This is a genomic window from Kribbella sp. NBC_00709 (assembly GCF_036226565.1).
Taxonomy (GTDB): Bacteria; Actinomycetota; Actinomycetes; order Propionibacteriales; family Kribbellaceae; genus Kribbella.
Genome location: NZ_CP108996.1, coordinates 2,823,997 through 2,847,004 on the forward strand (window position 1 = coordinate 2,823,997; position 23,008 = coordinate 2,847,004).

Annotated in this window: 26 protein-coding genes; 8 read left to right on the forward strand and 18 right to left on the reverse strand. The window is 68.5% G+C overall.

From position 1 onward, the window contains the following. From OHA18_RS13900 to OHA18_RS13940, 9 genes are read right to left on the reverse strand one after another with little or no spacing between them, the layout of a single operon-like run. A complete protein-coding gene (locus tag OHA18_RS13900) occupies window positions 1-378 on the reverse strand; it encodes a DUF4913 domain-containing protein (RefSeq protein ID WP_130443131.1) in 378 nt (125 codons plus the stop codon). Then, the gene (locus OHA18_RS13905) at window positions 368-2,158 is read right to left on the reverse strand and encodes a type IV secretory system conjugative DNA transfer family protein (protein WP_329004479.1); all 1,791 of its coding nucleotides are present in this window, start codon (window positions 2,156-2,158) and stop codon (window positions 368-370) included. The genes OHA18_RS13900 and OHA18_RS13905 overlap by 11 nt, the downstream gene beginning before the upstream one ends. A gap of 53 nt (window positions 2,159-2,211) precedes the next feature. Further along, the gene (locus OHA18_RS13910; RefSeq protein ID WP_329004480.1) at window positions 2,212-3,825 is read right to left on the reverse strand and encodes an ATP/GTP-binding protein; all 1,614 of its coding nucleotides are present in this window, start codon (window positions 3,823-3,825) and stop codon (window positions 2,212-2,214) included. Window positions 3,826-3,859: 34 nt separating this feature from the next. Next, window positions 3,860-5,368, reverse strand: coding sequence for an SCO6880 family protein (locus OHA18_RS13915; protein WP_329004481.1), 1,509 nt, complete (start codon window positions 5,366-5,368; stop codon window positions 3,860-3,862). Beyond that, window positions 5,355-6,911 (reverse strand): hypothetical protein, encoded by a 1,557-nt coding sequence (locus OHA18_RS13920; RefSeq protein WP_329004482.1) that lies wholly within the window; start codon window positions 6,909-6,911, stop codon window positions 5,355-5,357. Before OHA18_RS13920 ends, OHA18_RS13915 begins: the two co-directional genes overlap by 14 nt. Window position 6,912: 1 nt before the next feature. Then, window positions 6,913-7,812, reverse strand: a complete 900-nt coding sequence (locus OHA18_RS13925; protein WP_329004483.1) for a type IV secretion system protein — start codon at window positions 7,810-7,812, stop codon at window positions 6,913-6,915. Next, window positions 7,809-8,672, reverse strand: coding sequence for a hypothetical protein (locus OHA18_RS13930; RefSeq protein WP_329004484.1), 864 nt, complete (start codon window positions 8,670-8,672; stop codon window positions 7,809-7,811). Before OHA18_RS13930 ends, OHA18_RS13925 begins: the two co-directional genes overlap by 4 nt. Before the next feature lie 53 nt (window positions 8,673-8,725). After that, window positions 8,726-8,971 (reverse strand): conjugal transfer protein TrbC, encoded by a 246-nt coding sequence (locus tag OHA18_RS13935; RefSeq protein ID WP_329004485.1) that lies wholly within the window; start codon window positions 8,969-8,971, stop codon window positions 8,726-8,728. 54 nt (window positions 8,972-9,025) lie between these two features. Next, window positions 9,026-9,643 (reverse strand): DUF6668 family protein, encoded by a 618-nt coding sequence (locus tag OHA18_RS13940; RefSeq protein WP_329004486.1) that lies wholly within the window; start codon window positions 9,641-9,643, stop codon window positions 9,026-9,028. Between the two features lie 247 nt (window positions 9,644-9,890). On the opposite strand from OHA18_RS13940, the gene OHA18_RS13945 reads away from it, so the two are divergent. Continuing rightward, window positions 9,891-11,318: a hypothetical protein gene (locus OHA18_RS13945; protein ID WP_329004487.1), complete on the forward strand. Its 1,428-nt coding sequence runs from the start codon at window positions 9,891-9,893 to the stop codon at window positions 11,316-11,318. Beyond that, entirely contained in the window at window positions 11,315-11,584 is a 270-nt protein-coding gene (locus OHA18_RS13950; protein WP_329004488.1) for a hypothetical protein, read from the forward strand. The genes OHA18_RS13945 and OHA18_RS13950 overlap by 4 nt, the downstream gene beginning before the upstream one ends. A gap of 75 nt (window positions 11,585-11,659) precedes the next feature. Here the strand turns inward: OHA18_RS13950 and rplI are convergent, their stop codons facing one another. The 5 genes from rplI to OHA18_RS13975 form a co-directional block, all read right to left on the reverse strand. Further along, the gene (rplI, locus tag OHA18_RS13955; protein WP_329004489.1) at window positions 11,660-12,106 is read right to left on the reverse strand and encodes a 50S ribosomal protein L9; all 447 of its coding nucleotides are present in this window, start codon (window positions 12,104-12,106) and stop codon (window positions 11,660-11,662) included. 14 nt (window positions 12,107-12,120) lie between these two features. Continuing rightward, entirely contained in the window at window positions 12,121-12,354 is a 234-nt protein-coding gene (gene rpsR, locus OHA18_RS13960; protein ID WP_012924539.1) for a 30S ribosomal protein S18, read from the reverse strand. Window positions 12,355-12,426: 72 nt separating this feature from the next. After that, a complete protein-coding gene (locus tag OHA18_RS13965) occupies window positions 12,427-13,056 on the reverse strand; it encodes a single-stranded DNA-binding protein (protein ID WP_329004490.1) in 630 nt (209 codons plus the stop codon). A 92-nt stretch (window positions 13,057-13,148) separates the two neighbouring features. Beyond that, window positions 13,149-13,439, reverse strand: a complete 291-nt coding sequence (gene rpsF / locus OHA18_RS13970) for a 30S ribosomal protein S6 (RefSeq protein ID WP_130386399.1) — start codon at window positions 13,437-13,439, stop codon at window positions 13,149-13,151. 197 nt (window positions 13,440-13,636) lie between these two features. Then, window positions 13,637-14,755, reverse strand: coding sequence for an MFS transporter (locus OHA18_RS13975; protein ID WP_329004491.1), 1,119 nt, complete (start codon window positions 14,753-14,755; stop codon window positions 13,637-13,639). A gap of 94 nt (window positions 14,756-14,849) precedes the next feature. Here OHA18_RS13975 and OHA18_RS13980 point away from each other — a divergent pair, with 94 nt between their 5' ends. Together OHA18_RS13980 and OHA18_RS13985 are read left to right on the forward strand one after the other, a co-directional pair. Continuing rightward, window positions 14,850-15,350, forward strand: coding sequence for an Lrp/AsnC family transcriptional regulator (locus tag OHA18_RS13980; protein ID WP_329004492.1), 501 nt, complete (start codon window positions 14,850-14,852; stop codon window positions 15,348-15,350). A 30-nt stretch (window positions 15,351-15,380) separates the two neighbouring features. Further along, entirely contained in the window at window positions 15,381-16,184 is an 804-nt protein-coding gene (locus OHA18_RS13985) for a deoxyribonuclease IV (protein WP_329004493.1), read from the forward strand. Here OHA18_RS13985 and OHA18_RS13990 read toward each other — a convergent pair. Next, window positions 16,177-16,707, reverse strand: a complete 531-nt coding sequence (locus OHA18_RS13990; protein ID WP_329004494.1) for a hypothetical protein — start codon at window positions 16,705-16,707, stop codon at window positions 16,177-16,179. The two genes, OHA18_RS13985 and OHA18_RS13990, sit on opposite strands and share 8 nt — an antisense overlap. Window positions 16,708-16,735: 28 nt before the next feature. On the opposite strand from OHA18_RS13990, the gene OHA18_RS13995 reads away from it, so the two are divergent. Beyond that, window positions 16,736-17,272 carry an NUDIX domain-containing protein gene (locus OHA18_RS13995; protein ID WP_329004495.1) on the forward strand — a complete coding sequence of 179 codons (537 nt, stop codon included), beginning with the start codon at window positions 16,736-16,738 and terminating at the stop codon, window positions 17,270-17,272. On the opposite strand, the gene OHA18_RS14000 is transcribed toward OHA18_RS13995, so the two are convergent. Genes OHA18_RS14000 through OHA18_RS14010 form a run of 3 tightly spaced genes read right to left on the reverse strand, consistent with a single transcriptional unit; the run spans window position 17,241 to window position 19,763 of the window. Continuing rightward, the gene (locus tag OHA18_RS14000; protein WP_329004496.1) at window positions 17,241-18,449 is read right to left on the reverse strand and encodes an MFS transporter; all 1,209 of its coding nucleotides are present in this window, start codon (window positions 18,447-18,449) and stop codon (window positions 17,241-17,243) included. The two genes, OHA18_RS13995 and OHA18_RS14000, sit on opposite strands and share 32 nt — an antisense overlap. Window positions 18,450-18,480: 31 nt before the next feature. After that, complete coding sequence (locus tag OHA18_RS14005; RefSeq protein WP_329004497.1) at window positions 18,481-19,200, reverse strand: SDR family NAD(P)-dependent oxidoreductase; 720 nt, start codon at window positions 19,198-19,200, stop codon at window positions 18,481-18,483. Further along, on the reverse strand, window positions 19,197-19,763 hold the full coding sequence (locus OHA18_RS14010) for a TetR/AcrR family transcriptional regulator (protein ID WP_329004498.1): 567 nt from the start codon (window positions 19,761-19,763) through the stop codon (window positions 19,197-19,199). Before OHA18_RS14010 ends, OHA18_RS14005 begins: the two co-directional genes overlap by 4 nt. Window positions 19,764-19,884: 121 nt before the next feature. Here OHA18_RS14010 and OHA18_RS14015 point away from each other — a divergent pair, with 121 nt between their 5' ends. The 3 genes from OHA18_RS14015 to OHA18_RS14025 are packed head-to-tail and all read left to right on the forward strand — an operon-like array spanning window position 19,885 to window position 22,996. After that, window positions 19,885-20,805, forward strand: a complete 921-nt coding sequence (locus OHA18_RS14015) for an SDR family NAD(P)-dependent oxidoreductase (protein ID WP_329004499.1) — start codon at window positions 19,885-19,887, stop codon at window positions 20,803-20,805. 54 nt (window positions 20,806-20,859) lie between these two features. After that, entirely contained in the window at window positions 20,860-21,990 is a 1,131-nt protein-coding gene (locus OHA18_RS14020) for a lipid II:glycine glycyltransferase FemX (protein ID WP_329004500.1), read from the forward strand. Between the two features lie 4 nt (window positions 21,991-21,994). Then, a complete protein-coding gene (locus tag OHA18_RS14025; protein ID WP_329004501.1) occupies window positions 21,995-22,996 on the forward strand; it encodes an alanine racemase in 1,002 nt (333 codons plus the stop codon). Window positions 22,997-23,008: the final 12 nt, after the last annotated feature.

Consider the following 23,008-nt stretch of genomic DNA (forward strand, 5'->3'; position numbering starts at 1 on the left):
TCAGATACCGCGGATGTTGGGCTGGCGCTGGTCGAAGAACAGGCCGGCCGGCGGTTCCTGCACCGGTAACGGCGGGATCGGGTAGTCGGTGTGGACGTTGTTCCGGCAGGCGGCGAACGGGCCGTCCGGGTCGAGCAGCGCCATCATGTGCGGGTCTGCGTGGTCGCGCCACCAGACCGACATCCCTGTCGCCGGGTCGAGCCGCAGGTGCTCCCACGCGCGCCAGATCGAGTCCAGCCGGCTGAGTGCCTCCGCATGCCGGTACCACTCGGGGCACCAGACGAACTGCTGCCCGAGCCGCCGGGTGTAGAGGTAGATCAGCCGGTCTTCGACGAACGCCGCGACGTGTGGATAGAAGAGCTCCTGTTCACCATCCACCTCGGTTGTCCCCTTCGTTCTGCTCCCAGACCGGACGGTCCGGGCCGCGTTGCGGCGGCGGCGCCTGCCCGCCGGTGCCGGCAGACACCCACGGGTTGTTGCTCACCGGAACGCTCGCAGCCGCTCCGGGATCGTACTTCGCCAGCGACGCCTTCACCGCACCGGCGTCCGGCCGGGTGAACCACGGGACGGTCTTCACCAGCGTGGCCGGAATACCGGACGGGAACACGACCGCGCGGCCGGGCGGCATCGAGGCGAGGTCGGAGACCTCCATGATGTTGTGCCGCTGGACCTGCTGGCTGGTGCCGCGCTTGCCCTCGTTGTACGAGACCGAGCTCGAGTTGATGTCGTAGTCGCCGATCATCTTGCTCAGGTTCTCGAGGAAGGACGCGTCGGCCGCGCCACCGCCGTACACGCGGATGTTGGCCGAACCCCAGAGCTTCTGCATGCCGTGGTCGCCCCAGCACTCCTGGCCCTGCGCCCAGGACTGCAGGATCGTCATCAGCACGATGCCGCGGGAACCGAAGTGCGAGTACAGGTCGGGGAGGTTCTTCCACCGGCACACGTTCGCGGCCTCGTCCAGTACGCCGACCAGCGGACTGGGCATGCGGCCCATCGGGCAACCGCGGGCGAACTGCTCCGCGGCCTCGACGACGGCGACCGTCAGCGCGGTGACGAGCGGACCCGCCGTACCGGCGCCTTCCTTGGAGAGGCTGTACAGCGTGCCGCCGTTGCGGACGAACTCGTGCGGGTTGAACTGCGGGCGGTTGTCGTTCGGCCCGCTCGGGATCACCCAGCGGGTGACCTTCCGGTTGACCAGGAACTGCGCGCTCTGCTGCGCCGTGCCGTACACACCCGCGCGCTGCTTGTCCGGCGCGTTGATGACACCGGACAGCGCGTCCGCGGACAGCTGCAGGCCCGGAGTGTTGCGCAGGATCCGCTCGGGCTCGTCGTTCCGCTGGTCGGCGAGCCAGCTGTAGACCTGCGTGATCGGCCGCTTCGCGACCGCGGCGGCGAGCAGCAGACCGGCCAGCAGGTCGGTGCCGGCGGCATCGAAGAACGCGTCGGTCTGAGCGCCGACCTGGCGCTGCGAGGCGACGAAGTGCTCGGCCAGCTCACGGGCCTTGGTCTCGTCGGTGATGTAGCTCAGCGGGTTCCACCACCAGGTGTTCGGTTCCTCGCAGACCTCCTGCGGGTCGAACACCCAGACCGGGCCCTTCTCCGAGCGGGGGCCGCGGGTGGCGTCGACGATGTCCCGCTTGTTGGAGGTCGCGACGACGCACCCGGGCGCGTCCAGGATCGCGGGCACCGCGCGCGACGTGGTCTTACCGGTTCGGGGACCCCAGATGTCGACGTGCATGTCTTCCCAGTTGCCGAAGACCTCGAGGTTGTCCCGGACGGTGCGGCCGATCAGGATGCCCGGGCCCGCGTGCCCGGCGCCGAGCTGGTTCGCCTTCTCCTGCGCGCCTTCCCGGGTGAGCTTGTAGATCTCGGACCGCTTCGACATCAGCTGCGCCTGCCGGTCGACCCGGCCGACCGACTGCTGCCGGTTCCGGAAGTACCAGAAGCCGGTGCCGACCAGGCCGAACAGCACCACCAGCTCGATGATCAGTACGCCGCTGGCCGCGCCGGACCACTCGATATGACCCTTGGCCAGATCGACGACCGCTTCGAACGGGTTCCCGGCGACGCCGGTGCCGTTGACAGCGCCCGCGACCTTCAGTGCGCCCCACACGGAGAACACCACCAGCGCCAGCACACCGAGGGCGGCGAAGATCATGATCGACTCGGGCGACAAGCCTCCAGGTCCAGTGCTCTTCCTGCCTTGGGCCATTACTCGTCAACTCCCGTTCGGGCGACCACTCGGGTTGTGGGGTCCGGCGGCGGCAGCATCGCCGCGTCGTCCAGGCTGTACTCACCGACGACGGCCTCGGTGCCGTCCGGTGCGACCTCCACCTTCAACGGCTTGCCGTCCTCGCCGGTCTTCCACAGCTTGTTGGTGTCGTTGATCTCGCGTTCGACCGAGGTCAGTCCGACGTGCACCGGGATGCCCGGGCGGCCGCCGACCTTGATCAGGAAGTTGCCTCGGCCGGGAGGCGCGGCCTCCTTGCCGGTGGCCGGGTCCCAGGCGGGCGGGTCCTGCCAGCCGACGAGCATGTTCTGCTCCTCCTGCGACATCGCCACGACCTCGGTCAGGTTCTCCATCTCGGCGCGCGGAAGACCGCCGCAGATCACCATGCCCGAACGCTCGACGAAGCCCTTCGCCTTCATCCGGTCCTCCTGGTTCGGCAGCGCGAGCAGGTCGGACATGGTGTGCGAGATCATCGCCATCCCGACACCACGCTGCCGGTTCAGGCGGGTCAGCGCGTCGACCCGGTCGACCAGGCCGCTACCGGCCCGCAGCACCCGCCAGAGCTCGTCGAGGATGACGAAGTAGTGCCGCCGCGGCTCGAGGCCGGCGTCGGCCAGCGCCTGCGATACCGCGACCGCGCCGAACCCGTACGACCAGCAGGCCAGCAGTACGGCGGCCTGCAGGCTGGTCTCGGAGTCGTCGACGTTGGACACGTCGAACACCACCGGACGATCCATCTGGATCGGGTTGTCGGTCTGCGCGGAGAAGATCTCGCCGAGCCGACCGCCGCCGACCAGACCGATCAGCGAGGCCTCGAGGCCTTCGGTGATCTGCCGGTAGCGGTCCAGGCTGCCGCGGTCCAGGGCCACGTTGCGGACCCGGTCCGGAGCGTCCTGGATGACCTGGAGCAGGTCCTTCAGCACCGGAGTGCCCTGGAATCGCTCGTCCAGAACCTTGAGCGCCTCGTCGAGGATCGTCTCCTCGCGGTCGTTCGGGTTCTGATTACGCATGATCGCGATCAGCGCCGAGACCATCGTCTGCCGGCGCCCGTGCGCGTCGGCCTGGATCGCCTCGCGGGCCTTGCCGGTCAGCCGGAGTGCGGCCTGGCGGGACTCACCCGGGTCGAGCACGTTGAGGTGCCCCCGACCGCGACCGAGCTGGATGACCTGGCCGCCGAGCGCCTCGATCAGGTCCTTGTAGTCGGGCTTGAGGTCGCCGAGCACCAGCGGCATCACGCCGTACCCGGCCAGGCCGAGGGCCATCCGCCGGGTGATCGTCGACTTGCCCAGACCGGGCTTGCCGAGCACGAACATCGACGGGTTCGAGATCAGCTTGGCCCGCATGAACCAGCTGATCGGGTCGCAGCACATGGTCGCGCCGGAGAGGATGTTCCGCCCGATCGGCACGCCGACCATCGGGCTGCCGGTACCGGCGGCGAACGGCCACATCCCGCACACCTGCACGGTTGTCCCGCGCCACTCGGGCGCGGCCTGCAGGTATGTCGAGTAGCCGCCGCCCGGACCGGGCCAGCCACGTGGCATCGGCCGCTTACCGCGACGGGACGGATCGACCGGCTTCTTCTGCTTAGGGCTCACTGTGACTCCCCAGAGGTCACTGTGTTTTCTACGATCATAGGGACTCCCGCAGACCTGCCGGAACGGCCAAGTGGTTCTGCAGGACGACGCCGAGCGGCAGGGCGGCCACGAACGCGGAGTCCTGCGAGCCGAACACCGGCCGGAGCAGGACGCGCGCGGTGGCGCCCAGGTTGTCGATGGCGGCGACCATGTCCGGGATCTGCTCGACGGTCATCACCGTGCCGGTGACGACCATGCCGAAGTTGACCAGTCCGGCGCCGCGCGCCTCCTCCTGCGCGGACCGGTCGGCGGCGCGTGCCTCGGCCAGACTGCGCGCCGACGGCCGGGCCGACGTGGTGGCGCGGAACGACGCGTTGCGCTTGTCGGCCTCGACCATCCGGGCCGACGTACCCGCGTCGAGCGGGCGGTAGAGCAAGGTGACGCGCTTGCGGTCGATGTCGATGTGCGGCGCCACCAGTTGTGACAGCACGGAGGAGAACACCTCACCGCGCGGCGCCTGGGACATCTGCCAGGTCACCGACCAGGCGGAGTCGTGCCGGTACTTGTCCCAGTACGCCTGGGTGCCGGACGGGCCGACATCGGTCCACTGCAGCTCGGGCGACATGCCCTGGCCGCGGGCCTCGTCGATCAGGACGGCCGACGCCGGGTCGTAAGCGATCCGGATCGCCTCACACAGCTCCTGTGCGCTCACCGGCCGGGCAGCGCCCGCACCGGTCGCGTTCAGGCTCTGGGTGAGTGCCGGCAGCCGGGCCGCGAGCTCGCGGCCCATGTCGTCCTCCTTGCGGCGTTTGCCGCTCCGGTCGGTGCCCTTGAAGGTCAGGGCGACCCGGGCCGAGACGAGCGCCGAGCCCTCCGGATAGGTCTGCACAACCTCGGTCAGCATCGCCCGGGCGATCGCCGGCGTGCCGTCCATCATGTTGTTGCCGACCTCCCGGCGCAGCCGGATGCCCGTGTCGGGGGCGCTCTCCACCGTCACCGAGGCGGCGACGATGCCCGGCTCGTGGCCGAGCGACGCCAGCCACTGGCCCCAGTGCGCGACCCAGATGTCCACCTGCTCCTCGTCCACCAGCGAGGCGCCGTCCGGCTCCGCGTTGATGACGACGGTGAAGTGCCGGGTGCTCGGGTAGTACAGCAGTGCGAACGGACGCCCGTACGAGTCCTGGTACTCGCTCAGCTGGGAAGCCGCGGCCAGGCCGGGGAGCTGGAACTTGCCCCACGCGGTGCGGCCGAGTGGACCGGATCGGTAGATGTTGTGCTTTGCCATCTTTGCTCGCTGCCATCCAATACGGGTCGAGATCCGTTGCAGGGTGGACTGCCCATGCTTGTCCTTCGTCATCAGCAGCAGCAGCACGACGCCGACGATCACCAGCGTGACCATCGCGGCGGGTATGCCGCCGGACATGGTGGCGATGACGACGAGGAGCAGGCCACCCATCATGATGCCCGTGCCGAGCATGCCCAGGCCGGCGATGCCCGCGGAGGCGGGCTGCCGCCAGTTGCCGTAGGTGCGAGGTGCGCGTCGTACGTTCTCAGCCGCTGCCACTTGGTCCGTCCGGTGTCGGTTGGTCGTCGCCTCCGCCGCTGCCACTCGGGCCCGGTGGAGGTGGAGGCGGGTTGCCTCCGCCGCTCTGCTGTCCTTGGCTTCCGCCGCCGCCGCCTCCGCCGCCGCTGCCGGTCGGGCCGCCGCCACCGCCACCACCACCACCACCACCGCCGCCGCCACTGTCGCTGTCGGCCTCGGCCACCATCGTCTTGGTGCCGTCCGACAGGGCCTTGGCGGCGATCAACGGAGCAGCCACCGCTGCCGCCGGTCCGAGGGCAGCCGCACCGGCTCCGGCGCCGGCACCTGCTGCTGCGCCTTCACCACCGGCCGCCGCGCCTGCGCCTTCACCACCAGCCGCTGCGCCTTCGCCGCCGGCGGCACCCTCACCGCTGCCACTCGGGGCCTGCTGCGGCGCTCTGCCGACGTTCTGGGCGCCGGACGGGCCGTCGCCTCCGCCGCCCTCGTCCGCACCCTCACTGGCCTGCTTGTTCGCCATGTCGCCCAGCTTGTCCATGCCGGGCATCATCTTGGCCGCGATCATGCCGGCGCCGGCCGCGCCCGCGGTCGCCGAGACCATCGGCACGATGAACCGCATCAGGGCCGGCAGCGCGAACAGCGCGAGCACCAGCATCGTGAGGCCGGTGATCACGTTCATCACCAGGCTGCCGATGGCGTTGGGGTCGCTGATGTCGAAGTGCAGCGGGGCGCCGTTGTTCGTCACCAGGCGGATCGCGGTCGCGTAGACGATCGCCGCCACCGGCTTGTACAGGATGAACGCGAGCAGCCAGGAGATTATTCGTTTGAACCAGTTCTTGCCCATCTCGGTGTTCGTCGCGGCGGCCGCGATCGGCAGGACGCCGAGCAGCAGGATCAGCATGGCGCTCCGGACGACCATCAGCACGATCTGGATGATGCTGGCGATCACGGTCAGAATGCCGACCGCGATCATGATCCCGATCAGCAGCGGTGAACCGGCGAGCGCGGCGACCGCGCCGAAGCCCAGGACCGTCCCCATCACCGTGCCGAAGTGTTGCGCGTCGCCTGAACCGATGTTCTGGCAGTTGTGCACCCAGGAGGCGTTACCCGAGTCCAGCGCGGTGCTGACGATGCAACTGGAGAAGATGTCGGCGGCGCCGATCAGGAGCTGCGCGACGGCGATCGAGAAGGCCGCGGCGATGGCGAGTGTGATCAGCGAGCGAAGCAGCTCGCGCGCCGATTCGCCCCGCTGGCTCCAGGCCATCTGGACGGCGCCGACGATCAGCCCGAGCGCCGCGACGAAGAGCGTGATGAATTGGGTGTGCTCCCAGATCCAGCTCACCGAGTTGTTGGCCGGCCGTCCGTCAGCTCCCGCGACCGCCGGCGTCGGCACGTAGATCCAGAAGGTGGCGATCGTGCTCATGAGAGTGCCGACTGCGGAAGCGATGGCCTTGAGAATTGGCTCGAACACGAACTTCATCACCGTTTCCAGAATCGGGTTGAAGATCGTCCCGAGGATCTTCTCCATGAGATCGATCGCCCACGACAGAACGCTGAGCGGCATCATGTCAAGACGTCCTTGGCGAGACGAAGCGAAGAATGGCCGGGAGCGCGACGACGGCCACAACCATCATCGTCACGCCCATGAGGATCTTCATCGTTTGCGGCGTACCGTCCGGAGCGTTCTTCACGTCCGGGGTCGACATCAGGTAGAGCGCGGTGGCGTAGATGAGCGCCGCGACCGGTTTGTAGATGATGAATCCGGCCAGCCAGCCGAGTGCGCGCTTGAACCACGCCATACCCATCTCGGTATTGGTGGCCGCCGCGGTCAGCGGGAGTACGCCGACCAGCAGCACAAGCATCCCGTAGCGGATGATCATCAGCCCGAGCTGGATGACCGAGGTGACCACCATCAGGATGCCGACCAGGATGACCAGCACGAATCCGAACTGCTCGGGCGGACTCTTCAGCGGCTCGGTCATCAGGTCTGCGAGGTTCTTCGCGAAACTGTGCCCGTTCGCGGCCAGCGCCTTGTTGATGATCCAGCTCGAGAACCCGTCCGCAGCCGAGATCAAGGTCCCGGCGAAGGCCGTGGCCGACGCGGTCACCACGACGAGGGTCAGCAACGACCGGAGGATGTCCCGCAGTGGCTCGCCGCGATGCGAGACGGCCATCTGGATGGCGGACACGATCACCGCCAGCGAGGCGATGAAGATCATGATGAAATTGGTGTGCTGCTGAATCCAGAGCGCCGGTGTGTTGCCTTCGATGTTCGGCGTCGGGATGTAGACCCAGAGCAGACCGACGGCCTTCATCACGGCCTCGACAGCCTTCACGACGATGTCCGCGATGGCCTGGAAGATGAAGTCGGCGAACTTGCCGAAGGCCCACTCGAGCGCGGTCTTCAGGCCGTCCTTGAAGCAGTCGTCCCAGTCCCAGGGCCATCCGGTACATTTGAGGGCGATCATGACGCACCACTGAACCTCACGTAGCCGTTGAGACTGGACAGGATGTCCGGCTCGACCGAGCCGTTGAAGGTGCCGTCGTCCTGGAGCACCGCATACCAGTCGCCGTGCCACCACTGCATCGTGATCGGCATGGCGCCGTACGCCTTGTTGTCCAGGTTCGCGACGACCTGGATGACCGTCGTCGTCGCGTGGGGCGGGTAGTAGAGCACCTTGAAGCCCGAGAACTGGAGCTCACCGGCGACGGTCGGCGGCGTCACCTTGTCGTCCTTGGCCGCAGCGAGCGCCGCCGTCTTGCCCGGGCCGGCAAGCACCCGGCTGCGCAGCGTGGCGATCCCGACGGCCGGGTTCTGCATCTGGCCGAGCAGGACCATCGCCGCGAGCACCGCACCCGTCGGCGAATGGGCGAAGCAGGAGCGCACGCCGTCCAGGCTGGTGGTCGCCGGCCCGCTGGCCGCCTGGACCGGGATCAGCATCTCGGCCTCGAACTGCCAGCTCACCCCGACCGGGGCGGCGATCCGCGGGATCGCCTGATCCGGGCTGGGGTCGTGGCAGCCACCGGTGTGGCTGTTCGGCGGTGGCGGTGCCGTCCGTGTAGGGGTCGGCTGTTCGGTCGGCGTTGCGGGCGGACCGGTCGGCCCGGTGTCGGTGGGCTGTCCGGTAGGGACCAGGGTGCTCGGAGTCTGGCTGGGGTCGGCCGCCGGATTGTCCGAGCGCCCACCCACCATGAACCAGACCACCAGACAGATGAGCACAGCTCCGATGACGATCGCCGACGCGATGAACCCACGCTCCTCGAGGAAGCTGGTCTTTTCGCCGTCGGAATCGTCATCGGAGTCGGGGTCCCTGCTGAACAGTCCCACCTGCGATCAGCCTCCGAGTAGCTCGCCGCGCACCACGATCACTGCCTCGGGCGTCAGTTGTGACCGCCGAGCGCCTGCGTGAGCGCGGTCGCCGCGCCGATCACGATGCAGGCGGCCAGGACCCAACCGAGGCGGGCGGCGTGCTCGCCACCTTCACCGCGGCGCTGACCGACGGCCATCATGCCGCCGGCGATCAGGATGCCGAGGGTGCAGACGGAGTACGCGATCCACCGGACCCAGCCGAGCACCTTGTCCAGGTTGGTCTGCACGCCGGGAGGCGCATCCAGAGGCAGCGCCATGCTGTTGAGCTCCGTGACCATGTGGTGTAGCAACATCATGATTGTGAATACCTTTCAGTACGGGGCGGGGTAGTCCGCTGGGTTTGACGCGCGAAGAGCGTAGATGGATTCAAGGACTTCGAAGACCTCGTCCGGGGTGTTGTCAGGCGTGGGAGCCTCCCCTCGGCGCCACTCCTCGATCCAGGGGATGTCCCAGACTCTCGGCACACCCCCACCGACGATGTCGGCGAAGTCGTCGAGCACGCGCGGCAGCCGGCCCGGAGCGTCCGCGATCAGCACCAGGCCGAGCACAGCCACTCCTTGGACGACACCCGAGGCCCACTCGATCGCGGCTCGTTGCGCGGCGCGCAGCCCGGACCCGTGGGTGCGGGCAACCAGAATCACCGGGGTCGGCACCGGTGGCGGCGGAATCGGCCAACGGTGGTTGGCCGCCCGGGTGCCCGGCAGCAGCAGCGACATCGTGGACTCGCCGGCGCCGCCGTGCACGCCGACCCACCACAACGTGTCCGCAACCGGGATCGCGAATTTGGGCAGGCGCTGATCCTCCGCGGGCGCCGGCACCCCGTGCTGCGGGGCGGACGGCCCCCGAGGGGTGATGTCCGGCTGAGTGGGGACCGGCGACGGCTGTTGCGGACCCGGAGACTGCTCTCGTGTCCACGGGTTCTGCGTCATGGCCCCTCCTCTCGCGGTGCGTCACAGGCTGTCGCCCACAGTATTCTCTCGCTTCCCGGGTGTACTTTCGTGACCCATCCACAGGCGAGGATGTTTCTACCCCCTTGTCGGGGTCAGTCGAGCCGCCGGGCTCGCGTGGTTTCTGCCTGCCCGGAATCCCTGGCATGCCTCGTGCGGGGACATGCTAGAACGAGGACGTCGTAGTCGGATGAGCGAGGGAGATCTGTGGCGGGAATGAGAGGTCATCGTGGCTGAGAAGATCCCGTCCTGGCCAAAGGTCACGATTCGGCTGTACGACGATCACAACGCCGAAGTGAAGATCGCCGGCCGGAGCCACCCGGTCAACCACCACGACCCGCGACAGGCTGCGATCCAGCTCGTCGCCGAGCGGGCCGCTCAGCTCGGCCGCGCGGTGAAGGCCACCGCGGTCGAGTCCGACGGCGCCTCCTGGCCGCTGATCATCCACCCGGACGGCAACGTCGAAGCGATCGACCCCGAGGCCGCCCGCGGCCGTAGCGGCGGTCAGAAGCCGATCTGGCCGATCATCGTGGCCATGGTGGTGGGCTGCGTCCTGGTCATCGGCACGGTCGTGTTCGTCGCGGTGATCAAGCCCAACCTGCACAAGAAGCCGACCGTGACCACGTCACCGCTGTTGCCGTCCCTGCCCGGCCCCCAGGTCGGCCCGGACGAGTTCTCACCGGGGACGGTGCCACCAGGCTTCAGCACGCACGCGGGCTGGACGGTGAACATCGCCCCGGACACAACGCCCGCGATCAAGCCCGACGGCACCGAGGTCGCGATCCTCACCGCCGACCAGAAGATCGCCGTGTTCGACGGCACCGGCAAGGTGCTGTGGCAGGACAAGGTGCCGAAGGACGCGGAGAGCCCGGTCTACACGACGATCGACGGCAAGCTGGTCCTTGCCGTCGCGACGCAGGACACGTTGATCTACTGGGCCGGCGGCGGGGCCGAGCCGAAGAACGTCGCGCTCCCTGACAGTTCCAAGGTGCAGTTCTTCGGTAAGTCTCCGCTGATCATGTTGAGCAGCACCGGCGGAGCGATGGTGATGTCGGGCGGCGAGCTCAAGGCCGTGCCGAACCAGCCCCGGCTGTCGACCATCCTGCTGGCCGAGGGCAATCGCGCGCTGATCTCGCAGTACCAAGGCCCGCTCTTCTGGAGTGCGCCGGACAAACCGTTGCAGACGATCACCCCGCAGAAGCCGGGCGGTGCGATCTCCGACAAGCCCAAGCAGGTCCTCTCCGCCAGTCCCGACTACGCGCTGGCGATCTGGCCGACCAAGGATCCCGAGAAGGTGATCCCGACGGTGCAGTCGACCGCCAGCGGCAAGGTCGTCGCCGTCTGCCCGCCGTCGTCGTCATCGGATGTCCAGTCCTGGGCCTGGGTGCCGGACCCGAACCGGAAGTTCGCCGCCTGGGGTGAGTGCCTGATCAATCTCGCGGCCCCCCGGATCGTGACGATCACGGACTTCCGCCCGCTGTCGATCACCGGCTCACTGATCTACGGCACGATCGCCGGCCAGACGTACGCCGTCACCCCGGGCAAGCCGCAGCACCTGCTGAACCCCGCTCCCACCCGCCCGTGGGGTATCGCCGGCGGCCACGCGATCGTCGTCTTCGACTCGGTCCTCTACGCGTTGAACCCGGCCGCCCGATGAGTGCAGCAACGCGCCGGTCGGTGCGGACCCTGGGTGCGCTGGCTGTCGCCGGCCTGTTGTTGATGCCGTCTGCCCCGGCGCTCGCCGACGACAACGAGCCGGCCCCGACCGAGTGGCCGACCGTTGCCGTGCCTGATGACTCCGACGGCGAGGCGGCGCAGCCCGCCCCGGCCGAGTGGCCTGCGGTGACGAAGCCGGGCGACACGAGTGACAGCTCGACCGAACCCGCTCCGGCCGAGTGGCCGACTGTCGAGGCACCACAGTGAGGCCGGCCGGTCCCCGCTGAACTGAAAGGCCCGCGCTCCCTTCCGGGAACGCGGGCCTTCGTGGTGGTGCTGTGGTCAGCCGGCTGCGACCTCGAGGCGGACCGTGGCGGCCACCTCCGGGTGCAGCTGGACCGCGACCTGGTGCTTGCCGGTGGTCTTGATCGGCGACGCGATCGCGATCGCGCGCTTCTCCACCAACGGGCCACCCGCGGACTTGATCGCCGTGGCGATGTCGGCCGGGGTGACGGAGCCGAACAGGCGGCCGGTGTCGCCGGCCTTGACGGCCAGGGTCACGTTGAGCTGCTCGAGCTGGTTCTTGACCTCGCTCGCGTGCTCCTTGCCCTGGATCGCCCGGGCGTCACGCGCCCGCTTGATCGTCGTGATCTGCTTCTCGGCGCCGCGGGTCCAGCCGATGGCCAGGCCACGCGGAACCAGGTAGTTACGGCCGTAGCCGTCCTTCACCTCGACGATGTCGCCGGGAGCCCCGAGGCCCTCGACCTCCTGAGACAGGATGAGCTTCATGGTCCGCGCCTCCCTCAGCGAGCGGTGCTCGTGTACGGCAGCAGGGCCACCTCACGAGCGTTCTTGATAGCGGTCGCGACATCGCGCTGGTGCTGCACGCAGTTCCCGGTCACCCGGCGGGCGCGGATCTTGCCGCGGTCCGAGATGAACTTGCGCAGCAGCGCGGTGTCCTTGTAATCGACGTACGTCGCCTTGTCCTTGCAGAAGCCGCAGACCTTCTTCTTCGGCTTCCGAATGATCTTGGCCATTGTGGTGCTCTCTTCCTATTTCCAGAGCCCGGCACGAGTGCCGGAATGGTCCCTAACGGGTTTGCGGGCCGATCAGAACGGGGGCTCTTCCATCGAGCCGCCGCCCTGGCTGGCCCAGGGGTCGTTCTGCGGGGCGGCCTGGCCGCCACCGCCCTGCGGGGTTGCCCAGGGGTCGTTCTGCTGGCCGCCACCCTGACCGCCGCCGAAGCCGCCGCCCTGGTTGCCACCGCCCTGGTTGCCACCGCCCTGGTTGCCACCGCCCTGGTTGCCGCCACCACCGAACTGCTGGCCGCCACCACCGCCACCGCCGAAACCGCCACCGCCACCGCCGTCGGAGCGCGAGGTCTTGGAGATCTTCAGCGTCGCGTAGCGCATGCTCGCGCCGATCTCTTCGACGTCACACTCGAAAACGGTGCGCTTGTTCCCGTCGCGGTCGTCGTAGCTGCGCGCCTTCAGGCGCCCGTGCACGACGACCCGGGAACCGCGGGTCAGGGACTCGGCAACGTTCTCGGCAACCTGGCGCCACACCGCGCACGAGATGAAGAGGGTTTCCCCGTCCTTCCACTCGTTCGATTGCCGATCGAGCGTCCGCGGGGTGGACGCGATGGTGAAATTTGCCACCGCGGCGCCCGAGGGCGTGAAGCGCAGTTCCGGATCACCCGTCAGGTTTCCGATCAGGGTGATAGGTGGTTCGCCTGCCATTGCCGTTCCTCCTGCTATCGGGTTTGGCTGTGTCTACAGCTATTGGTACCGGCCGGTGCCGACAGTACCGATGGCTGCTGACGACCCCAGGTTCAGTGCTGGTCCGGCCGGATGACCTTGGTGCGCAGGATCGACTCGTTCAGCGTGAGCTGACGGTCGAGCTCCTTCACCACCGCCGGCTCGGCGGTCAGGTCGACGACGGCGTAAATGCCTTCGGACTTCTTCTTCACGTCATAGGCCAGCTTGCGACGACCCCAGATGTCGAGCTTCTCGACCGTGCCACCTTCCTTGCGGACGATGTTCAGGTACTGGTCGATGGACGGCTCCACGGTGCGCTCATCGAGCTCCGGGTCGAGGATCACCATGACTTCATAACGACGCATGCGCGAACTCCACCTCCTTCGGACTTGGCGGCCACGGTCTCTCCGTGGCAGGAGGGCGATGCGGTTGTGCTCCACGCCGGCAATTGCCGTCGGCGCCAAGCAACGAGCCCGGTCGATGGACCGGGCCACATCAAGAGAATACCAGCGTCCGGACGGCCTATTGACCATATCCACAGGCCTGTTCCGATGACTCTGCGTCACCGGAGTACGACGATGCGCTCACCGCGACGGACCACCAGCACGAGCAACGGTACGGCGAGAATCACCGAGATCAGCGCCAGTACCGGGAACCCGCCGAGCGTGAACAGCCAGGGCGATGAGGCGGTGGCGAGCGCCGAGACGGTCCAGATCGACGACTCCACCCGGCTTTCCAGTTCGGCGGACCCGAGCTGGGCGCTGCCGCCCAGGTAGCAGAGGTTCCACGCGTAGCCGAGCAGGAACAACGCGGGCGTGAAGACCAGTCCGGTCCGGGTGACCAGTACTGCGGCGGCCAATAGCCCGATCAGTCCGGCGAGCGTCACCACGCGGGGCCCGAAGCGGTCGATGCACCAACCAGTCAACGGGGACAGGGCGAACATCCCCAGGGTGTGGGCAGACAGCATCACCCCCAACAGCCCGAGACCGTCGTGGTGCAGGTGCGTGTGGACAGGGACGGCTGTCATCACCGACACCATCACCAGTTGACCCACGACCATCACGCCAGCGGCCAGTAGTACCGATCGACCGCCGGACGCTCGACGTACCTGAGGCGTGTCAGTGGAGCTGGTACGCCGGATGTACGTCGAGGCGACCAGTGCGGAGAACACTGCAGCCAGAGCGAGCAGGAACGGACCTGCGAGCGCAGGCAGGCCAATGCCCGAAGCGAACGACTGTGACGGCGCCATGAGGAACGGTCCGCCGGCGGCACCGAGCGTGCTGGCCCAAACGACAGTGCTCATCGCCGATGAACGTCGGGAAGGCGGTGCGGCGTCGGCGGCCGCGTAGCGAGACAGGAGGCTCGCTGCGTTACCGACGCCGAGAAGGAACATGCCTACGAAGAGCAGCGCGACCGGTGCACCCACAGCGGCCAGAACCGTCGACGCTCCCCCGGCGACACCCACGCCGTACCCGGTCCGGAGTGCTTGTGCCCGGCTGAGCCGCGCTGTCCAGCGTCCGACCGCCATGGCGCCGGCAGCTGTACCGAGGACACCTGCGGTGTTGGGCAGACCGGCCAGGGCAGGGCCGAGGTCGTCGGCGATCACGATGGCGCTGACCGCGCTGGCGGCGACCATCGCGGCGTTCATCAAGGCGGCGGCGAGAATGACGGGAAGCAGCATGCCTATCACGCTAGAAAAGCCGTCCGCCCCGATGAATGCTCGAAAGAAGGCGTCTGCCCTTGCGGAGGACCGATCTGAAAGGTGTTCTGGGCGCATGACCTTTCAGGAGCGTGAACTCGACTCCACGGACTGGCAGATCCTGGCCGCCCTGCAGTCCGACGGGCGGCTGTCCTTCAACCAGCTCGGCAAGCGGGTCAACCTGTCCCCACCGGCAGTCGCCGATCGGGTACGACGCCTGGAAGAGGCCGGCGTGATCAAGGGCTACCGCGCCGAGGTCGACCCGGCGCGGGCCGGTCAGCCGCTGTCGGCGTTCGTCCAGATGCGCTGCACGACCGGCAGGTGCCTGCTGAAGACCACGCGCGCCGAAGACTTCCCCGAGGTGCTCGAGATCCACAAGCTGAGCGGCAACTCGTGCTCGATGCTGCGCGTGCGGGTGACGTCGATGCGGCACCTGGAAGGACTGTTCGAGCGACTCGGTGAGCACGGCGAGATGAACACGCACATCGTGCTGTCCACCGAGTTCGAAGGCCGCCCGGTGCAGCCGCCGACCGACGACGAGCGGAAGGTGACCCGGTCGGCAGGATGGGGTTCCTGAACTGTCCGTGCGGAGTCCTAGGGTGGGGTCATGACTGTGAAGCTCGGTGCGCATGTGGAGCAGGAAGACCCGCTGGCGGAGGCGGCCGACAGGGGCGCCGACCTGGTGCAGTTCTTCCTGGGGAACCCGCAGGACTACAAGGCGCCGAAGCTCGCGTACGCCGACGGCGAGGAGGCGCTCAAGACCCGCGCCGCCGCCGCGGGCGTGGACCTCTACGTGCACGCGCCGTACCGGCTGAACGTCGCGAACACGAACAACCGGATCCGGATCCCGAGCCGCAAGCTGTTGCAGCAGACGCTGGACAAGGCGGCGGAGATCGACGTCAAGGGCGTGATCGTGCACGGCGGGCACGTCGGTGACGAGGACGACCCCGAGGCCGGGTTCGACAATTGGCGCAAGTGCATCGAGCGGGCCGAGCTGCCGGTGCCGTTGCTGATCGAGAACACCGCCGGCGGCGAGAACGCGATGGCCCGGCAGCTGGAGCGGATCGCGCGGCTGTGGGAAGCGGTGCAGGCCTCGGGCAACGACCGCCTGGACAACGTCGGGTTCTGCCTGGACACCTGCCACTTCCACGCGGCCGGCGAGGAGCTGCCGACGATCGTCGAGAAGGTGAAGGCGATCACCGGGCGGATCGACCTCGTCCACGCCAACGGGTCACGCGACGAGTTCGGCTCCGGCGCGGACCGGCACAGCAACTTCGAGGAGGGTCATATCGACCCGGCCGACATCGTGGCGGTCGTGCAGGCGGCCGGCGCCCCGGTCGTCGTCGAGACCCCGAACGCGAACAACGGGCAGAAGGCCGACCTGGACTACCTCCGGTCGCACCTCAAGTAGAGGGCGTCCTCGTTCGGTCCAGGCCGTACATCCAATAGGTCAGGGCCCACGGGAAGAGCAGCGCGAGGGCGGCGGAGTTGCTCGACGGTGCGAGCAGACCGCAGATCACGGCGATCAGCACGACCAGGGTGCTCGTCTGGAACACGTCCAACGGGCCGAGCGCGCGCGCCCGCAGCGTGAGCTTGCCGCGTGCGCAGGCGACGTAGCCGGCGATGAGGGCGAGCATGCAGACGATGGCTACCACCGCACCGAGCCACCTGAGCGCGCTGCCGCCACCGTCCGACTGGGCAATACCGGCGACCAGGAACAAGCCGGCCAACGCGGTGAGCCAGGCGCAGGACCACAGGAAGCGGTTCACCGTCCGCTGCTGCTTGACAGCTGGATCCTCCTCAGGCTCGGCCTCCGCCTTCGAATCAGCCTTGGGATCAGACTCGACCTCGGCCGTCGACCCGGGCTCAGCCTCGGCTGCCGCGGCCGGCTCGGGGTCGGGTGCCGGCGTGGGCTCGGGGTCGGGGTCTGCCATGCGAGCGACGGTAGCGCAGAATGAGGTTATGCAGGCCTGGGCAGAGGAGTTCCCCGAGCTGTTCGCACCGGACCATTGGCCCTGGGGTGAGCTCGATGTGCAGTACTCCACCGATCGCCCGCCGGACGAGCTGATCAGCAATGTCCACGTGATCGGGCGGTCCGGGAACGGAATTGTTGTCTGTAGCAACGATCTGGGGTGGCGCTTCCTGCCCGGCGGCACCCGTGAGCCGGGCGAGACGATCGAGCAGCTTGTCCACCGCGAACTCCTCGAGGAGGCAGGGGCCCGGCTGACAAGCCCGCTGACCTGGCTCGGTGCTCACCGGGCCGAGCACGGTCGGCCCGCGCCGTATCGTCCGCATCTCCCGCACCCGATCTCCTACTGGGCCACCGTCGTCGCGGACGTGGTCGTCGACCAGCAGCCGACCAACCCCGCCGACGGCGAACAGGTGGTCGAGGTTCTCGTGCTGCCACCGGACCAGGCGGCCGGCTACCTGGACGCCAAGGCCGACGGCGGCGCGATGGGCAGCCAGGTCAGGCTGGCTCAGGCAATGGGGCTGGTCTAGCCGCCCGCCACGGCAGCAGTACGGCGCTGAGCGTGCAGCAGATCCCCGCCACCCACAAGGCGCCCCGCATCCCGACCAGCGTCGCGAGCACCCCGCCGAGCGCGATGAACGCCGGCTGCACGCAGCGCGAGCTGATCGACCACGACCCCACCACGCGCGACATGAACCCGTCCTCGGTCTGCTCCATCCGGTACGTCGCGAACGACGGGTTGAACGCACCTGCCCCAACCAGCAGAGCAGTCTCCGCCGCGGTGAGCAGCACGAACCCACCCATCCCGTGCGGCGCCAGCGGGAAGAGCAGCAGCCAAGGCGCCCGCAGTACGCCGAAGACCAGCAGCATCCAGTGCAGTCCGTACCGCCGGGTGAGGCGTGGCGCCATCCGTGCACCGATGACGCCGCCGATGCAGGAGACGCCGAGCATCACTCCGTAGGTCCACGCGGCCAGGCCCAGGTCGCGCAGCATGAAGACCGCCAGCAGGGGCGATGTCATCATCACCGGCCCGCCGAAGAGCTGCGAGTTCCAGAACAGGGCCCGCAATCCGCGGTGCTGGAGGATGTATCGCCAGCCCGCGGTGATGTCCGCCTTCCCCTCCCGCTTGACCGGCTCCGGCTCGGGCTGCTGGATCCGCCGGATCCCGATCGCCGACCCGAGGAACGACACCGCATCGACCGCCAGCGTGATGGTCGCGCCGACCAGACTGACGAGTGCGCCGCCGATCGCCGGACCGATGCTCAGCGAGACCCAGTTGGTCTGCTCGAACCGGCTGTTCGCCTCGGCCCGACCGGCTGCCGGGATCAACGCCTTCAGATGCGCACCGCTCGCGGCTTGGAAAGCGATCGTGCCGGCGGCCTGCAGCACGCCCGCGACGCACAGGTGCGCAAACGTCAGTACGCCGAACGCCGCCGCGATCGGCACCGAGACGAGAGCGGCGAACCGCACCAGGTCCGCCGCGATCATCACCGGCCGCTTCCGCCGCTGCTCGATGAAGTCCCCCATCGGCAAGGCGATCGCGGCGCCGGCCAGCGCGGACAATGCGGCGAGCATCGAGACTTGCAAGGTGCTGGAGCCGAGCGCGAGAACCGCGACCAAAGGCAAGGCGCCGAGCCCGACCGCCGATCCGAACGCACTGACCGTGAACGCGACCCACAACCGGCGGAAGTCTCGACCCAAAGACATCCCGCGATCGTAGAAGGACCCACCGACAGAATCAGCGCAGGTTCAGGCCGCCGTCGAGCAGGATGACTTCACCGGTCAGATAGGTGTTGTGGATCACCGCGGAGATCAGGTCCGCGACGTCCGACGGCTGCGCGGCGCGACGCATCGGGCTCCTGGTTTTCCACAGCTCCTGCGCGTCGGTCCACGACTCGGTGAGGGGTGTGTCGACGAGACCGGGTGCGACTGCATTGACGCGAACGTCTGGTCCGAGAGCAGCAGCGAGCAACTTGGTCACGTGATTCAGCGCGGCCTTCGAGGCGGCGTACGCGATCGAGCTGCCCTTCGGTCGGACGCCCGCGTGGCTGGTCACGTTGACGATGCATCCACCGGATTCGCGCAACGCCGGGAGGGCCGCCGTACACAACAGCCACGGCGCGATCAGGTTGACGTCGAGGAGCTTCCGCCAGTCGTCTGCACTGAGGCCGTCGAGTGCAGCGTGCGGGACGGGCCAGCTGATGCCTGCGTTGTTCACGAGTACGTCGAGACGCCCGTGCTCGCTGACCACCTCCGGCACCAACGCCTGGGCAGCTGCGTCGTCGGACAGGTCGGCCTGGTGGTACGTCCCACCCAACTCGGCAGCCAGCGCCTTCCCAGCCTCGTAGCTGGATCGCGAGTGCACCGCGACAGTCATCCCGTCCGCGGCCAGCCGCCGTACCGTGGCCGCTCCGATGCCGGAGGCGGAGCCGGTCACCAGCGCCACCTTGCGCGTCACGCGCCGTACCGCAGGCCGTCGAGGAGCAGGTTGAGCAGGCGGTCGGCCTGCTCACGCCGATCGGATGCAGCCAGTCCGACGCCGCTGAGGCTGATGAGTACGTCGTCCGCGGTCACATCGGACCGTAGATCCCCCGCGGCGGCACCAGCCTCGAGGATCGGCGTGATCGCGCCGACGAGCAAGTCACGACTCTGCGCGTACGGATCCGCGCCGGACGCGATCACCGCGCGCAGTGCATCGGCCATCCCCATCTTGCGGGCCATGTAGTCGATGAAGCGGTCCATCCAGACCCGCAGCGCTTCGGCCGGAGGCAGCTTGGCGAGCAGCTCCGACGCGGCGTCGCAGACCGCCGCGAGCTCACTGCGGTACGCCGCCTCGATCAAGGCCTCGCGCGTCGGGAAGTGCCGGTACAAGGTGCCGATGCCGACGCCGGCGTCCTTCGCGATGCCCTCGAGCGTCGCCTCCAGGCCGCACTTCGAGAACGAACGCGACGCGGCGTCGAGGATCTGGCCGCGATTGCGTTGTGCGTCCGCGCGCAGCGGACGCTCACCGATGCCAGTCATGTCCCCTCCCCTCCGGGCGTCAAACTTAGCGGACCTTGATAACCGGAGGCGCCTCCGCTTAACTGGGGGTACCGGAGGCTCCTCCGGTTAAAGCGTAGCTCGCAGGACAGGACGGACGCTGATGAGCAGATTCACCACTCCTTTCGGGTACGAGTCCACCGCGGCCGACGTGATCTCCGGAGTCGACCTGACCGGCCGCCGGGCGGTCGTCACCGGTGGCGCGTCCGGGATCGGTGTCGAGACCGCCCGTGCTCTCGCCGGAGCGGGCGCCGAGGTGACGCTGGCCGTGCGCAACACCGCGGCCGGCGAACGCGTCGCCGCGCAGATCATCGAGAGCACCGGCAACAACCACGTGTTCGTCGCTCCGATCGAGCTCGCGGACCCCGCGTCGGTGCGCGCCTTCGCCGGAAGCTGGACCGGGCCGCTGCACATCCTGGTCAACAACGCCGGCGTGATGGCCGAGCCGCTGAACCGCACACCGCAAGGTTGGGAGCACCAGTTCGCCACCAACCACCTCGGTCACTTCGGCCTCTCCCTCGGCCTGCATGACGCACTCACCGCGGGCGGGGACGCCCGTGTGGTCTCGGTGAGCTCGAGCGCACATCTGCAATCGGATGTGCACCTGGACGACCTCCACTTCGAGCACCGGGCGTACCAGCCGTGGGCGGCGTACGGGCAGTCGAAGACCGCCAACATCCTGTTCGCGGTCGAGGCCGCCGAGCGCTGGGCTGCCGACGGGATCGTCACCAATGCGCTGATGCCGGGCGGGATCCGGACCGCTCTCCAGCGTCACGTCCCCGAGGAGATGCAGGCGGGGTGGGACCAGTACCGCTGGAAGACGGTGGAGCAAGGTGCTGCGACGTCAGTACTACTCGCCGCATCCCCGGTCGTGCTGGGCGTGACCGGCAGGTACTTCGAGGACAACCAGGAGGCACTGCCCAACGTCGCAGGCGAGCGCAACGGCGTCGCGCCGTACGCGCTGGATCCGGAGTCGGCCACTCGGTTGTGGGACCTCTCCGAGAAGCTGCTCGCACAGGTTTGATCAGAAACCGGCTCAGCTGGGGTTGCGGCAGCTGGGCCGGTACTCTGACCCCCCGTGAGTGACTTCAGCATTCGGACCATCTCGGCCGACGAGCATGCCGCGTACATCGCGGCGCAGCCGGCGGCGAGCTTCCTGCAGACCCCTGGCTGGGCGGCGGTGAAGAGTGAGTGGAAGGCGGAGTCACTCGGTTGGTACGACGCGGCCAACCCGGCGGAGCTCGTCGGCGTAGGGCTCGTGCTGTACCGGCAGATGCCGAAGGTGAAGCGGTACCTCGCCTATCTGCCGGAAGGCCCGGTGATCGACTGGGACGCGATCGACCTCGGCGCGTACCTGCGCCCGCTGGCCGCGCATCTGCAGGAGCAGGGCGCGTTCGGCATCCGGATGGGTCCGCCGGTCGTGACCCGGCGCTGGACCGCCAAGACCATCAAGGACGCCATCGCCGGCGGCCAGCAGCCGAAGCTCGGCGACGTCCGCCCGGACGTGATCGAGCCGTCCGGCGCGACGGTCACCGACCAGCTGCGCAAGCTGGGCTGGAAGGCACCGCGGCTCGCGGAGGGGTTCGCGGCCGGACAGCCGCAGTACGTCTTCCAGGTGCCGCTGGCCGGCCGCAGCCAGGACGACCTGCTGAAGGGCATGAACCAGCTCTGGCGGCGCAACATCAAGAAGGCGGACAAGGCCGGCGTCGAGGTGACGCAGGGCGGCCCCGAGGACATCAAGGCCTTCCACGGGCTGTACGTCGAGACCGCGCAGCGGGACCACTTCACGCCGCGGCCGCTGCCGTACTTCGAGAAGATGTACGCCGCGATGGCGAACCAGCCGTCCGGCTGCTGTGACTTCCGGATCTACAACGCCCATCACGAGGGCGACCTGGTCGCGTCGACGATCTGGGTCCGGGTCGGCGGTCATTCCTGGTACTCCTACGGTGCCAGCTCGACCGCCAAGCGAGACGTGCGTGGATCGAACGCGGTCCAGTGGCGCATGATGACGGACGCGCTCGCGGCGGGCGCGTCCGTGTACGACCTACGGGGCATCACCGACACCTTGGACCCGAACGACCCGCACGTCGGGTTGATCCAGTTCAAGACCGGGACCGGCGGCGAAGCCGTCGAGTACGTCGGTGAGTGGGATCTGCCGTTGAACAAGGCGCTCTACACCGCATTCGACCTCTACATGAGACGGCGTTGACACCATGCCCCTAGTCCTGCACGTCGATTCCGATCGATGGCGTGATCACCTGCGTTCCACCTGGAACCCCGACATCGTTCCGGTGGCCAAGGGCAACGGGTACGGCTTCGGGAACCACCGGCTGCTGGCCGAGGCCCGCGCGCTCGGTGCCCGGACGGTCGCGGTCGGGACGTACTTCGAGGTCCCGCCGGACCCGCGCGAGGACGTCGTCGTACTGTCGCCGTGGCGGCCGTTCCTCGAGGTGCCGCAGAGCAAGAACGTGATCCACACCGTCAGCCGGCTGGCCGACCTCGTCTCGATCCCGGCCGGCAGCCGGGTGCTGATCGAGGTGATGACCTCGATGCGCCGCCACGGCATCGGGGCCCGCGAGCTGCGGCACACGATGCTGCTGAACGCCCTCGACCGGATCCGCTTCGAAGGCTGGTCGCTGCACTTCCCGATGGGCGCCGGCGGTACGTCGGCCAACCTGCGCGAGGCCCAGAACCTGGCGAAGGCGGCGCTCGACGTGCGCAAGGGCACGCTGTGGGTCTCGCATGTGCCCGCCCAGAAGCTGGCCGACATCGGCCCCGACGTGAAGCTCCGGATGGGCACCGGGCTGTGGCTCGGCGACCGCGGTGCGCTGACGGTCCGGGCGACCGTCCTCGACGTGCACTCGGTCCGCCGCGGTGAGCGGGTCGGCTACCGGCAGCGCCGGGTCAGCGGCGACGGCCACATCCTGATCGTCTCCGGCGGTACGGCGCACGGCGTCGGACTGGAGGCACCGACCGCGGCGGCGAGCGTCCGGCAGCGCGCGATCGCGATGGCGAAGGGCAGCCTGGACGCGGCCGGGATGGCGTTGTCGCCGTTCAGCATCGAGGGCAAGCAGCGCTGGTTCGCGGAGCCGCCGCACATGCAGGCCAGCATGCTGTTCCTGCCGTCGTCGGTGGCGCCGCCGGCCGTCGGCGACGAGGTCGACCTCGACGTCCGCTACACCACCACCACATTCGACAAGGTCTCGATGGACTGAATCACCGGTTGC